This window comes from Morganella sp. GD04133 (assembly GCF_029835375.1).
Classification (GTDB): domain Bacteria; phylum Pseudomonadota; class Gammaproteobacteria; order Enterobacterales; family Enterobacteriaceae; genus Morganella; species Morganella morganii_B.
Genome location: NZ_JAODZS010000020.1, coordinates 62,748 through 76,999 on the forward strand (window position 1 = coordinate 62,748; position 14,252 = coordinate 76,999).

A 14,252-nucleotide genomic window follows, 5' to 3' on the forward strand; every position below is an offset into this window, starting at 1 on the left:
CAGGTATTGCTGCAAATGGTTAGGGAGCCGTCATGGCTCCCTATACGCATCTGATATACGAACAACTCCCCGCAGAAACAGTTTCTGCAGGCTCATCGAGGAAATAACATGTCTGGAATTACCGCTGCACTGGTAAAAGAACTGCGTGAACGTACTGGCGCAGGTATGATGGAATGTAAAAAAGCACTGGTTGAAGCAAACGGTGATATCGAATTAGCTATCGATAACATGCGTAAATCCGGCCAGGCAAAAGCAGCGAAAAAAGCAGGCCGCGTTGCTGCTGAAGGCGTTATCTTATCTGCAGTCAGCGCAGATGCTAAATTCGGCGCACTGATCGAAGTTAACTGTGAAACAGACTTCGTTGCAAAAGATACCGGTTTCCTGGCATTCGCACAGGACATCCTGAATTTCGTTATGGCTGAGAAAACGGCTGATGCAGAAGCTATCGTTGCGAAATTCGAAGAACAGCGTGTTGCACTGGTTGCTAAAATCGGTGAAAACATCAGCTTCCGTCGCGCTGCTATCTTAGAAGGCGACATCGTTGGTTCTTATATGCACGGCGCACGTATCGGTGTTCTGGTTGCTGCAACCGGCGCAAACGAAGAACTGGTTAAACACATTGCTATGCACGTTGCGGCAAGCAAACCTGAATATACCAAACCTGAAGATGTTCCTGCTGATGTTGTTGCTCACGAGAAACAAATCCAGCTGGATATCGCAATGCAGTCCGGTAAACCTCAGGAAATCGCAGAGAAAATGGTTATCGGCCGTATGAACAAATTCACCGGCGAAATCTCTCTGACCGGTCAGCCGTTCGTTATGGAACCAAGCAAATCTGTCGGCGACCTGCTGAAAGAAAACAAAGCAGACGTGACTGCATTCATCCGTTTCGAAGTGGGTGAAGGTATCGAGAAAGCTGAAGCTGACTTCGCTGCAGAAGTCGCGGCAATGAGCAAATAATCATTGCATATCAGAGCCGCCGGAAGGCGGTTCTGTTTTATCTGTCGTACCCCTGTTTATCATCCGGGCATCCGTCCGGGTATCTCTGGCAATAAATTCATCTGTTTAGGACAGAACACCATGGCTACCAATGCAAAACCTGTTTATCAACGTATTCTGCTGAAGCTCAGTGGCGAGGCTTTACAAGGGAATGAAGGTTTCGGAATTGATGCGACTGTACTTGACCGTATGGCGCAGGAAATTAAGGAACTGGTTGAACTGCAGATTCAGGTCGGTGTCGTTATTGGCGGGGGCAATCTGTTTCGCGGCGCAGGCCTGGCCGAAGCCGGTATGAACCGCGTTGTCGGTGACCATATGGGTATGCTGGCAACCGTGATGAACGGTCTGGCAATGCGTGATGCACTTCATCGCGCTTATGTGAATGCGCGGCTGATGTCTGCGATTCCGCTCAACGGCGTTTGTGACAATTACAGCTGGGCTGAGGCAATCAGTCTTTTACGTCACGGTCGTGTGGTTATTTTTTCTGCCGGAACAGGCAACCCATTCTTTACCACAGATTCTGCGGCCTGTCTGCGCGGGATCGAAATTGAAGCGGATGTGGTGCTGAAAGCCACAAAAGTGGATGGTGTTTACTCAGCCGATCCGGCCAAAGACCCGGATGCGGTGCTGTATGAAAAACTCAACTATCAGGATGTGCTGGAACGCGAACTGAAAGTAATGGATCTGGCGGCCTTTACCCTGGCCCGTGACCATAACCTGCCAATCCGTGTTTTCAACATGAACAAACCCGGCGCATTACGCCGTGTTGTGATGGGCGAGAACGAAGGTACCTTGATTTCGCGTGACTAAACGCCGGGACACCGGCGGAATTTGACGGTATCATTTATAAATCGATTCGCCAAAATTATACTGCGGGCCGCGCGACAGGCACGGTCTGAAAAATTACCCGTTTCCAAGGACTCATAACGTGATTAATGAAATCCAGAAAGACGCGCAGGAACGCATGGAAAAATGCGTCGAGTCGCTGAAATCCCAAATCAGTAAAGTGCGCACCGGCCGTGCTTCCCCGAGCCTGCTGGACGGTATCGTGGTTGAATATTACGGTACACCGACTCCGCTGCGTCAGTTAGCTAACGTGGTTGCAGAAGATTCACGCACCCTGGCTATCACTGTGTTTGACCGTTCCATGTCACCGGCTATCGAGAAAGCGATTATGGCCTCTGACCTCGGTTTAAACCCGTCATCTGCCGGTACGGTTATCCGTGTTCCGCTTCCTGCACTGACTGAAGAACGTCGTAAAGACCTGATCAAAGTCGTCCGCGGTGACGCTGAGCAGGGTCGTATTGCTGTGCGTAACGTCCGCCGTGATGCGAACGATAAAGTCAAAGCACTGCTGAAAGACAAAGAAATCAGTGAAGATGATGATCGCCGTTCCCAGGACGACGTTCAGAAAATGACTGATCTGTTTATCAAAAAAATCGATGATGCACTGGCAGCAAAAGAAAAAGAGCTGATGGAATTCTGATCCGGATGCGGTGCTGAACAGAACATACAGAAATAGTGCCTGACGGCACTATTTTTTTACTTATCAGTTGCGGAAATGACTTCTCACCCTCCGTTGACCAAAGTGCTATACTTTTGCGATTCGAAATAACGATAAAGTCACATTGAGTATTTATCATGAAAGGTTTGGCCATTCTCGGATCCACGGGATCTATCGGTAAAAACACACTCTCGGTTATTCGTCAGCATCCGGATCTGTTCCGTGCGGTGGTTCTGGCTGCCGGGAAAAATGTTCAGACGATGTTTGAACAGTGTCTGGAATTTAAACCCCGCTATGCGGTGTTATCCGACGAAGTGGCTGCCGGTGAATTGCGCATTCAGCTGAAACTCCACGGCAGTGCAACCGAAGTGCTCAGCGGCAGTGCCGCTATCTGTGAAGTGGTTCAGCTTGATGAAGTGGATCAGGTCATGGCTGCCATTACCGGTGTGGCCGGGCTGCTGCCGACCCTCGCGGCTATCCGTGCGGACAAGCGTATTCTGCTGGCAAACAAAGAAGCGCTGATCACCAGCGGGCGTCTGTTTTTTGCCGCCATGAGCACCAGCCGCGCTGAACTGTTTCCTATCGACAGCGAACACAACGCGATTTTCCAGTCCCTGCCAACCGGCGTACAGTTATCGCTCGGGCATGCTGACCTGACTGCCGCCGGTATTGATTCCATTATCCTGACCGGCTCCGGCGGCCCGTTCCGCGAAACCACCTTATCTGAACTGGCTAATATGACCCCGGATCAGGCCTGCGCACACCCGAACTGGTCAATGGGACGTAAAATTTCCGTGGATTCCGCCACGATGATGAATAAAGGTCTTGAATATATTGAGGCGCGTTATTTCTTTAATGCATCAGCGAAACAAATGGAAGTGGTTGTGCATCCGCAGTCGGTGATCCACTCCATGGTCCGCTATACTGACGGCAGCATTATCGCGCAGCTGGGCACCCCGGATATGCGTACCCCGATCAGTTACTCCATGAGTTATCCGGAGCGTATCACCGCCGGGGCTGAACGTCTTGATTTCACCCGCATGGGCGGCCTGACATTCACTGAGCCGGATTATAACCGTTATCCGTGCCTGAAACTGGCGATCGACGCCTGTGATGACGGGCAGGCGGCAACCACGGCAATGAATGCCGCGAATGAAGAAACCGTGCAGGCATTTTTACAAAACAGAATCCGTTTCACAGATATCGCGCAAATAAACCGTATGGTAGTGGAAAATCACCGGTTTACGGAACCTCAGTCAATTGATGATGTCCTTATTATTGATAAACAGGCGCGGGAACTGACCCGCAAATCAATCGGAAAAATCGCGAAGTAATTAATTTATATTAACGGGTTGCGTTTGTCGGTGAATAGCGCAAGTGATATAGTTCAGCGTTGCGATTTCTGTAAATCAGATTTTTAATGACCGGTTAATGACACCATGACGCTATCACTGACAAACAGAGACAACACCGTGAACCTGCACGGTGTTTTTGTGTCTGACGCCATGTATTAACCGATACCTCAAAGGATTAACTTGCGTGACAGTATCCAGTGAAAATGCCTCAGAAAAGCCGGGACCTCAGCATGTCGCCATTATTATGGACGGCAACGGCCGCTGGGCAAAAAAACGCGGAAAATTGCGGGTTTCCGGCCATCGCGCAGGGATCAAATCGGTCCGCAGCTCGGTCAGTTTTGCCATCAAAAACCAGATACAATCCCTGACACTTTATGCCTTCAGCAGTGAGAACTGGAACCGTCCTGAACAGGAAGTTCACTCACTGATGGAGTTGTTTGTCTTTGCGCTGGATAACGAAGTTAAAAGCCTGCACAAACACAATGTCAGATTATCCGTTATCGGTGATATCAGCCGGTTCAGTCCGCGTCTGCAGGAGCGCATCCGCCGCGGTCAGGTGTTGACCGCCAATAATACCGGTTTACAGCTGAATATCGCCGCCAACTACGGCGGGCGCTGGGATATCACCCACAGTGTGAAACAGGTGATAGCACAGGTGCAGCGCGGGGAGCTGTCCGCTGAGGATGTCAGCGAACAGGATATCAGCCGTCATATCTCACTTCATGACCAGCCGCCGATTGATCTCGTGATCCGGACCGGTGGTGAGCATCGTATCAGCAACTTCCTGCTCTGGCAGGTTGCGTATGCCGAATTTTATTTTACAGAAGTGCTGTGGCCTGACTTTGATGAAAACGCATTCAGCGATGCGGTAACCTCTTTTACACAGCGTGAGCGCCGTTTCGGCGGAACCACACCTGATGATCAGTCTGAGCAGGCTCCGGGAGGAAATGTTGCTTAAGTACCGTCTAATTACTGCCATTATTTTAATTCCGCTGGTCCTGCTGGCGATGTTTATGCTCGCGCCACAGCATTTCGGCTGGGTGGTGATTGCTGTATGTGGTCTGGCCGGCTGGGAATGGGCGCAGTTTGCCGGTCTGAAAGGTAGCGGACAACGTATTGTTACCGGTGTGCTGTTTGCCGCCGGTCTGACTGCGTGGCAGCTGACACTGGATATGAGTAATCTGATGGCGGATACGACAGTGCAGGTCAGCCTGTGGGCCGCGCTAGTCTGGTGGGTCTGCGCGGTGCTGCTGGTGATCAGTTTTCCGAAATCCGCTGCGTTGTGGAAAGATTCTGTGATTATCCGCCTGATCTTCGGTGTGGTGACCATTGTTCCGTTTTACAGCGGCATGATGGTACTGCGCAACCAGGGATATGCGGCCGGTGATGTGTATCAGGGTGCCTGGTGGCTGCTGTATGTCATGCTGCTGGTCTGGGCGGCAGATTCCGGGGCGTATGCCTTCGGCCGCCTGCTGGGCAAACACAAAATGGCACCGCGTGTCTCGCCGGGCAAAACCCTGGAAGGTCTTGCCGGTGGCCTGATTACCGCCGGTCTGGTGTCCTGGCTGTTCAGCCACTATTCGCCGTTACAGACACTGCCGGAAAATCTGATTATTGTGTCAGTGATTGTGGTTCTGATTTCCGTGTTCGGTGATCTGACCGAAAGCATGTTTAAACGCCAGTCAGGTGTGAAGGACAGCAGTCAGCTGATCCCGGGACATGGCGGTGTGATGGATCGCATTGACAGCCTGACCGCAGCAGTGCCGGTATTTGCCGGTCTGATCCTGTTAGTATTCTCCGGCTTTTAAGCACACCGGGAGCAGACAGAAAACGCATGATGACTTTTCTCTGGAACTCAGCCGCTTTTATTATCGCACTGGGGATTTTGGTTACCGTACATGAATTCGGGCACTTTTGGGTGGCCCGGCGCTGCGGTATTTTTGTCGAACGATTCTCCGTCGGTTTCGGTAAAGCACTCTGGCGGCGCACAGACAAACACGGAACCGAATTTGTCATCGCCATGATCCCGCTCGGCGGCTATGTCAAAATGCTGGATGAGCGTGTGGCACCGGTGGCGCCGGAGCGCCGTCATCAGGCGTTCAATAACAAAACCGTCGGTCAGCGGGCAGCGGTGGTCAGTGCCGGGCCGATCGCTAACTTTTTGTTAGCTATCGTGGCGTACTGGATTGTGTTTATGATCGGTGTGCCGGCCGTTCGTCCGGTGGTGGCGGATATCCGCGCGGGATCGGTCGCAGAACAGGCAAATATTTTGCCCGGAATGGAACTAAATGCAGTTGACGGTATCGAAACGCCTGACTGGAATAGTGTGCGGATGGCGATGATCAGTAAAATCGGGGATGATTTTACCGTTCTGAATGTGATTCCGGAACCGGGGTCCGCACCGGCAGAAAAGCGTCTGGATCTTACCCGCTGGAAATTTGACCCGGAAAAACAGGACGCGGTTCTGTCTCTGGGGATCATGCCGGTGTCCGCAACGGTCAGCAATGAGATTAATGCACTGACCCCCGGGGGGCCTGCTGAAAAAGCCGGTTTACAACCGGGGGACAGGATCGTTAAAGTAAGCGGGGAGCCGCTTTCGGTTTGGCAGCCATTTACGCTCTTTGTACGTAATAGTCCCGGTAAAACGCTCGATTTACTGATTGAGCGGGGCGGAGAGCATATTAATGTGCCTCTCACACCGGAGATAAAAAACAGCGGCGGCAGTAAACAAATTGGTTTTGCCGGTGTCGAATTAAAGGTTATTCCGCTCGACCCGCAGTATATTACGGAACATCAGTACGGGCCGGTGGAAGCAGTTGCCGAGGCGACCGGGAAAACCTGGCAGTTAATGAATCTGACGGTGAAGATGATCGGTAAGCTGGTGACCGGTGATGTAAAACTGAATAATCTCAGCGGTCCGGTATCGATTGCGAAAGGTGCCGGTATTTCCGCCGATTCCGGCTTAGTGTATTATCTGATGTTTCTGGCGCTCATCAGCGTCAATTTAGGGATCATAAATCTGTTCCCGCTGCCAGTTTTAGATGGTGGACACCTGTTATTCCTGCTTATCGAGAAGATAAAAGGCGGGCCGGTGTCTGAGCGTGTACAAGACTTCAGTTATCGTATTGGTGTAATGGCACTGGTACTGTTGATGGGGCTTGCACTTTTCAATGATTTCTCCCGCTTCTAGATTAAAGAAGACCGGGACCGGTAAGGAAAACGCATAACAACGATGGCGATGAAAAAGTTGCTCATAGCGTCGCTGCTGCTTGGCAGCTTCACTGCATACGGTTCAGACGGATTCGTGGTTCAGGACATTCAGTTTGAAGGTCTTCAGCGCGTCGCCGTTGGTGCTGCATTACTGAACATGCCTGTCCGTGTCGGCGACACGGCCAGTGATGAGGATATCGGGCGTACCATTCGCGCACTGTTCGCGACAGGTAACTTTGAAGATGTCCGCGTCCTGCGTGAAGGTAATGTACTGCTGGTTCAGGTGAAGGAACGTCCGACCATTGCAAATATCACCTTCTCGGGTAACAAATCCGTGAAGGACGACATGCTCAAACAGAACCTCGAAGCATCCCGTATCCGCGTCGGGGAAGCCCTTGACCGGACGATGCTGTCAAACATTGAAAAGGGGCTGGAAGATTTCTATCACAGTGTCGGTAAGTACAACGCAACAGTAAAAGCCGTTGTCACGCCACTGCCGCGCAACCGTATTGACGTGAAATTCGTCTTTGCGGAAGGCGTATCCGCGACTATTCAGCAAATCAATATCGTCGGTAACACACAATTTACCACCGCTGAACTGGTTAACCGTTTCCAGCTGCGTGATGATGTACCGTGGTGGAACCTGGCGGCTGACCAGAAATACCAGAAACAGAAACTGGCCGGTGACCTTGAAACCCTGCGCAGCTTCTATCTGGATCGCGGTTACGCGAAATTCAATATTGATTCGACTCAGGTCAGCCTGACGCCGGACAAAAAAGGGATTTATATCACCATCAACGTGACCGAAGGCGATCAGTATCAGATTGCCGGGGTTCAGGTTGCGGGTGAAACGGCCGGTCACTCCGCGGAAATCACCGAGCTGACCGCCATTGAACCGGGTTCACTCTATAATGGTGCTCAGGTCACCAAAATGGAGAATGATGTCAAAAATATGCTCGGTCGTTACGGCTATGCGTATCCGCGCGTCATGACCCAGCCGGAAATTAATGAAGCTGATAAAACCGTGATTCTGCATGTGAATGTGGATGCCGGTAACCGTTTCTATGTCCGCCAGATCCGTTTCGCCGGTAACGACGTGAGTAAAGACTCCGTTCTGCGCCGTGAAATGCGTCAGATGGAAGGGGCATGGTTAGGTAATGACCTGGTTGAAGCCGGTAAAGAGCGTCTGAACCGTACCGGTTACTTTGAAACCGTTGAGGTGGAAACCCAGCGTGTGCCGGGTGTGCCGGATCAGGTCGATGTCGTTTATAAAGTCAAAGAGCGTAACACCGGTTCCCTGAACTTTGGTGTGGGCTTCGGTACTGAGAGCGGCGTCAGCTTCCAGGTAGGTGTCACCCAGGATAACTGGTTAGGTACCGGTTATCAGGTTGGTGCGAACGCCAGTAAGAACGACTACTCAACGTACGCTGAACTGTCACTGACTGACCCGTTCTTCACGGTTGATGGTGTGAGCCTCGGCGGCCGTATTTTCTACAACGACTTCCGTGCCGATGATGCGGACTTGTCCGGTTACACCAACAAAACCTATGGTGTGGACGGAACACTCGGCTTCCCGATCAACGAAAACAACTCTCTCCGTTTAGGCCTGGGTTATGTGCATAACACCCTGTCACGTATGGAACCACAGGTTAATATGTGGCGTTATCTGCACTCAATGGGTGAAGAGCCGAACTATAAAGATCGCGCAGAATTCCGTGCCGATGACTTCACGCTGACGACTGCCTGGGTTTATAACAACCTCGACCGTGGTTATTTCCCGACTTCCGGTGTGAAATCCACCGTGAGTGCGAAAGTCACAGTTCCGGGTTCTGATAACGAATACTATAAACTGATCGCCGATACCACCGGTTACTACCCGATTGACGAAAACGGCAGCTGGGTTGTGATGGGACGCGGTCGTTTAGGCTTCGGTGATGGTCTCGGCGGCAAAGAACTGCCGTTCTATGAGAACTTCTATGCCGGTGGTTCCGGTACCGTTCGTGGTTTCCGTTCTAATACCATCGGTCCGAAAGCGGTCTATTATGACGGGGCATCCGATAAGTTACGCAGCGACAGCCCGTCCCGTGATGCTATCGGGGGTAACGCAATGGCGGTGGCCAGTATGGAACTGATTACACCGACACCGTTTATCGACGAAAAATACACGAATTCTGTCCGCACATCACTCTTTGTGGATGCCGGTACAGTGTGGGATACCAATTGGGACAATACTGAGCTTATGCAGAAGTATGGTATTCCTGATTACAGTAAAGCAGGGAACATCCGTGTTTCCACCGGTGTCGCGTTCCAGTGGATTTCTCCGCTCGGTCCATTGGTCTTCTCGTATGCGAAGCCAATCAAAGACTACCAGGGTGACCGGACAGAACAGTTCCAGTTTAATATCGGTAAGACCTGGTAATTGCAGTACAGAGTTACCATACGTAATAACCAGTACGCTCAGTGTGCAAAGGGAATCTTTACCATTGGGTTTAATATCCAACCAGTAAATGGTGTTTAAGGGGTTTTATTGTGAAAAAGTTATTAACTGCTGCCAGCGTGGGTATGGTATTAGCGATGTCTGCCGGTGCTGCTCAGGCTGCTGACAAGATCGCGGTTGTCAATATCGGTGAAGTTGTCCAGAAAATGCCGGGCCGTGAAGCGGCAGCAAAACAACTGGAAAGCGAATTCAAAAGCCGTGGTACTGAACTGCAGAGTTTAGAAAAAGATCTGCAGACCCGTGCTCAGAAACTGCAGAAAGACGGCGCGACCATGAAAGACAGCGAGCGTCAGAAACTGGCCGGTGAATTCGACACCAAACGTGCTGACTTCGCGAAAAAAGCCCAGGCATTTGACCAGGATTTCCAGAAACGTCAGATGGAAGAGCGCAACAAAGTCATGAAGCGTGTTGAAGATGCAGTGAAATCTGTTGCTTCAAAAGGCGGGTATGACGTTGTGATCGATGCTAACGCAGTTGCTTACTCCGTTTCCGGCATTGATATCACTGCTGACGTTCTGAAACAGGTTAAATAATTAATGTCTTCCATTCGATTAGCTGATCTCGCTCAGCAGTTGAATGCAACGTTACACGGTGATGGCGACCTCGTCATCACCGGTATCGCACCTATGCATTCAGCAAACAGCGGGCAAATTACCTTTCTGTCTGATGCCCGTTACCGGGAAAAACTGGCCGGTTGTCAGGCGGGTGCTGTGGTATTGCGTGAAGACGATTTACCGTTTTGTCAGGTCGCTGCCCTTGTGGTGAAAGACCCGTACCTGGCGTATGCGCATATGGCGCAGATTATGGATACCACACCGGCTCCGGCTGAGAATATCCATCCGTCTGCTGTGATTGACCCGTCCGCCTCTCTCGGGGCCAATGTGTCGGTCGGTGCGAATGCTGTCATTGAGTCCGGCGTTGTCCTGGGTGACGATGTTATCATCGGCGCAGGATCGTTTGTCGGCAAAAATACCACTATCGGTGCCAAAACCCGTATCTGGGCAAATGTCACCGTGTACCACGGGATTGTGATTGGCGAAGGCTGCCTGGTTCATTCCAACACTGTTATCGGTGCGGACGGATTCGGTTATGCCAACGATCGCGGTCAGTGGGTTAAAATCCCTCAGCTGGGTTCCGTCATTATCGGTGACCGGGTTGAAATCGGCTCCTGTACCACTATTGACCGTGGTGCATTAGAAAATACGGTAATCGGTAATGGTGTTATCATTGATAACCAGTGCCAGATTGCCCATAACGTCATAATCGGCGACAACACCGCAGTAGCCGGTGGTGTGATTATGGCCGGGAGCCTGAAAATCGGCCGCAACTGTATGATTGGCGGAGCAAGCGTCATTAATGGTCATATGGAAATCTGCGATCGCGTCGTCGTGACAGGCATGGGCATGGTAATGCGGCCTATCACCGAACCGGGTGTATACTCCTCCGGTATTCCGTTACAGCCAAATAAGACATGGCGTAAAACTGCCGCGCTGGTAATGAATATCAGCGAAATGAATAAACGCCTTAAGGCGGTCGAACGGCAGCTGGATAACGACGATAAATAACAGCGCATTTTGCGGTATTTTTGCGGCCTGCTAACCGCGTGACGGGTATAGCAGGCCGTGTTATTAATAAGACATATGACAAAGAGACAGGAAGAGTATTCTGATGAGTGACAACCATACTCTCAAAATTGATGAAATTTTAGAGCTTCTTCCGCACCGGTATCCGTTTTTATTAGTGGATCGCGTGCTGGATTTTGAAGAAGGTAAATTTTTACGTGCCGTGAAAAACGTATCATTCAATGAGCCGTTTTTCCAGGGGCACTTCCCGGGCAAACCGATTTTTCCGGGTGTTCTGATTCTGGAAGCGATGGCGCAGGCCACCGGCATTCTGGCGTTCAAAAGCCTCGGTAAATTAGAGCCGGGCGAACTGTATTATTTTGCCGCCATCGATGATTGCCGCTTCAAACGCCCGGTACTGCCGGGAGACCAGATGATCCTCGAAGTGACTTTCCATAAGGAACGCCGCGGCGTTGCCCGTTTCACGGGTGTTGCGAAAGTTGACGGAGAAGTTGCCTGCGAAGCGACCATGATGTGTGCACGCCGCCGTGAGGGGTAATAAATGATCGATAAAACCGCCCGGATCCACCCGTCTTCCATTATCGAAGACGGTGCCGTTATTGGTGCCAATGTCACCATCGGTCCTTTCTGCTGTATTGGTGCGGATGTTGAGATCGGTGAAGGGACTGAAATCAAGTCCCATGTTGTGATTAATGGTCATACCAAAATTGGTCGTGATAACCAGATTTTCCAGTTTGCCTCCATTGGTGAGATAAACCAGGATCTGAAATACAAAGGTGAACCGACCCGCGTAGAGATCGGTGATCGTAACCGTATCCGCGAAAGTGTGACTATTCATCGCGGCACCGCGCAGGACACCGGCGTTACCCGTATCGGTAACGACAACCTGCTGATGATCAATGCCCATGTTGCTCACGACTGTGTGATCGGCAACCATTGCATCATTGCCAACAACGGAACCCTGGCGGGTCATGTCACGCTGGATGATTATGTCATCCTGGGTGGCTTATCGGCGGTTCATCAGTTCTGCCGTATCGGTGAGCACGTGATGGTCGGCGGCTGTTCCGGAGTGGCACAGGATATCCCGCCGTTCTTAATCGCGCAGGGTAACCATGTGACCGCCTTCGGCCTCAATGCTATCGGCCTCAAACGCCGTGGTTTTGATAAAGACGATATCAGTGCGTTACAGAATGCCTATAAAGTCCTGTACCGCAGTAATCTGACGCTGGCAGAAGCCAAAGTGCAGTTAGCTGAACTGGCGAAAGAAAATGTCCATGTAAAAACCTTCGCTGACTTCCTGGATACCGCTGAACGCGGGATCATCCGTCCGTAATTGCGGGGACTGCCATGTCGGTATCACCTCGTCCGCTCACGATAGGTATTGTCGCCGGAGAAACCTCCGGCGATATTCTCGGCGCAGGCTTAATGCGCGCACTGAAAGAAAAATATCCGGATGTTCGTTTCATGGGGGTTGCCGGTCCGCTGATGCAGGCGGAAGGCTGTGAAACCTGGTATGAAATGGAAGAACTGGCCGTGATGGGCATTGTGGAAGTGCTGGGTCGTCTGCCGCGTCTGCTCTCCATCCGCCGTGATCTCACCCGCCGCTTCCGTGAACTGAAACCGGATGTTTTTGTCGGCATTGATGCGCCGGATTTCAATATCACCCTGGAAGGACGATTAAAATCTTCCGGGATCAAAACGATCCACTATGTCAGCCCGTCAGTCTGGGCGTGGCGGCAGAACCGGGTCTTTAAAATCGCCAAAGCGACCAATCTGGTGCTGGCTTTCCTGCCGTTCGAAAAAGCGTTTTACGACAAATACAATGTGCCGTGCCGCTTTATCGGTCATACCATGGCGGATGCACTGCCGTTACAGCCGGATAAAGCCGCTGCCCGTGATGCACTGGGGCTGGATCCGTCCGCGCCGTGTCTGGCAATACTGCCGGGCAGCCGTCACGCGGAAGTGTCGATGCTCAGCGGCGATTTCCTGAAAACCGCGCAATTGCTGCGGCAATCGCTGCCGGATTTACAGATTGTGGTGCCGCTGGTGAATGCCAAACGGCGGGCTGAGTTTGAGGCCATCAAACAGGACGTTGCGCCGGAACTGGATGTGCATCTGCTTGATGGTCGTGCCCGTGATGCCATGATTGCGTCGGATGCCGCACTGCTGGCATCAGGCACGGCAGCACTGGAGTGCATGCTGGCGAAATGCCCGATGGTTGTGGGCTACCGCATGAAGCCGTTCACGTTCTGGCTGGCGAAACGGCTGGTCAAAACCCCGTATGTGTCATTGCCGAATCTGCTGGCAGGGCGTGAAATCGTGCCGGAACTGTTACAGGATGAGTGCCGCAGTGATCTGCTGGCAAATGCACTGCTGCCGCTGTTGCAGGGCGGAGAGTCAGTGGATAAACTCAGAGAAACCTTCCTGGAACTCCATCAGAAGATCCGTCTTGATGCGGATAATCAGGCGGCACAGGCCGTATCAGATATAGCGAGTAATTAATGGATTTTGTTTATCCGGACGCGGCACTGATTGCCGGTGTCGATGAAGTCGGCCGCGGGCCGCTGGTCGGCGCGGTGGTAACCGCCGCCGTTATTCTTGATCCGCAGAACCCGATCGACGGTCTGGCGGACTCCAAAAAGCTCACAGAGAAAAAACGTGAGCGGCTGTTTGCTGAAATTCAGGAAAAGGCGCTGTACTGGAGCATAGGCCGCGCGGAAGCGGCTGAAATTGATCAAATCAATATTTTGCAGGCCACATTCCTGGCGATGCAGCGGGCAGTTGCCGGGTTACCGGTACGTCCGGGATTTGTGCTGGTGGACGGCAACAAAGCGCCGGATTTTGGTGTCCCTGCTCAGGCGGTGATCAAAGGTGACGGTCTGGTGCCGGAAATCAGTGCGGCATCGATACTGGCAAAAGTCACGCGGGATCGCGAAATGGCAGAGCTGGATAAACAATTTCCGCAGTATGGATTTGCAAAACACAAAGGTTACCCGACCGCACTGCATCTTGAGATGCTGGCGCAGTATGGGGTGACAGAGCATCACCGAACCAGTTTTGGCCCGGTCCGCCGCGCGCTGGCCGGTATCAGTCAGTGAGGATGG

Annotated in this window: 14 protein-coding genes; all 14 read left to right on the forward strand. The window is 51.8% G+C overall.

Annotation, left to right across the window (positions count from 1 at the left end):
• Window positions 1-108: 108 nt before the first annotated feature.
• Window positions 109-960, forward strand: a complete 852-nt coding sequence (tsf, locus tag N7387_RS11505; protein WP_025153754.1) for a translation elongation factor Ts — start codon at window positions 109-111, stop codon at window positions 958-960.
• A gap of 120 nt (window positions 961-1,080) precedes the next feature.
• Window positions 1,081-1,809: a UMP kinase gene (gene pyrH / locus N7387_RS11510; protein ID WP_015422460.1), complete on the forward strand. Its 729-nt coding sequence runs from the start codon at window positions 1,081-1,083 to the stop codon at window positions 1,807-1,809.
• A gap of 118 nt (window positions 1,810-1,927) precedes the next feature.
• Complete coding sequence (frr, locus tag N7387_RS11515) at window positions 1,928-2,485, forward strand: ribosome recycling factor (protein WP_004242216.1); 558 nt, start codon at window positions 1,928-1,930, stop codon at window positions 2,483-2,485.
• 155 nt (window positions 2,486-2,640) lie between these two features.
• Entirely contained in the window at window positions 2,641-3,837 is a 1,197-nt protein-coding gene (gene ispC, locus N7387_RS11520; protein WP_279799044.1) for a 1-deoxy-D-xylulose-5-phosphate reductoisomerase, read from the forward strand.
• Between the two features lie 205 nt (window positions 3,838-4,042).
• Window positions 4,043-4,816, forward strand: a complete 774-nt coding sequence (ispU, locus tag N7387_RS11525; protein ID WP_025153752.1) for a (2E,6E)-farnesyl-diphosphate-specific ditrans,polycis-undecaprenyl-diphosphate synthase — start codon at window positions 4,043-4,045, stop codon at window positions 4,814-4,816.
• Window positions 4,809-5,666: a phosphatidate cytidylyltransferase gene (gene cdsA / locus N7387_RS11530; protein ID WP_279799074.1), complete on the forward strand. Its 858-nt coding sequence runs from the start codon at window positions 4,809-4,811 to the stop codon at window positions 5,664-5,666. Before ispU ends, cdsA begins: the two co-directional genes overlap by 8 nt.
• Window positions 5,667-5,692: 26 nt before the next feature.
• Window positions 5,693-7,048: a sigma E protease regulator RseP gene (rseP, locus tag N7387_RS11535; protein ID WP_262860741.1), complete on the forward strand. Its 1,356-nt coding sequence runs from the start codon at window positions 5,693-5,695 to the stop codon at window positions 7,046-7,048.
• 42 nt (window positions 7,049-7,090) lie between these two features.
• Window positions 7,091-9,487, forward strand: coding sequence for an outer membrane protein assembly factor BamA (gene bamA, locus N7387_RS11540; protein WP_279799047.1), 2,397 nt, complete (start codon window positions 7,091-7,093; stop codon window positions 9,485-9,487).
• 110 nt (window positions 9,488-9,597) lie between these two features.
• Window positions 9,598-10,098: an OmpH family outer membrane protein gene (locus tag N7387_RS11545; protein WP_004242223.1), complete on the forward strand. Its 501-nt coding sequence runs from the start codon at window positions 9,598-9,600 to the stop codon at window positions 10,096-10,098.
• 3 nt (window positions 10,099-10,101) lie between these two features.
• The gene (gene lpxD, locus N7387_RS11550; RefSeq protein WP_015422461.1) at window positions 10,102-11,130 is read left to right on the forward strand and encodes a UDP-3-O-(3-hydroxymyristoyl)glucosamine N-acyltransferase; all 1,029 of its coding nucleotides are present in this window, start codon (window positions 10,102-10,104) and stop codon (window positions 11,128-11,130) included.
• Window positions 11,131-11,233: 103 nt separating this feature from the next.
• Window positions 11,234-11,686: a 3-hydroxyacyl-ACP dehydratase FabZ gene (fabZ, locus tag N7387_RS11555; protein WP_004237234.1), complete on the forward strand. Its 453-nt coding sequence runs from the start codon at window positions 11,234-11,236 to the stop codon at window positions 11,684-11,686.
• 3 nt (window positions 11,687-11,689) lie between these two features.
• A complete protein-coding gene (gene lpxA, locus N7387_RS11560) occupies window positions 11,690-12,481 on the forward strand; it encodes an acyl-ACP--UDP-N-acetylglucosamine O-acyltransferase (protein WP_004237235.1) in 792 nt (263 codons plus the stop codon).
• A gap of 14 nt (window positions 12,482-12,495) precedes the next feature.
• A complete protein-coding gene (gene lpxB / locus N7387_RS11565) occupies window positions 12,496-13,650 on the forward strand; it encodes a lipid-A-disaccharide synthase (RefSeq protein WP_262883679.1) in 1,155 nt (384 codons plus the stop codon).
• A complete protein-coding gene (gene rnhB, locus N7387_RS11570) occupies window positions 13,650-14,246 on the forward strand; it encodes a ribonuclease HII (protein ID WP_262883678.1) in 597 nt (198 codons plus the stop codon). The genes lpxB and rnhB overlap by 1 nt, the downstream gene beginning before the upstream one ends.
• Window positions 14,247-14,252 lie beyond the last annotated feature (6 nt).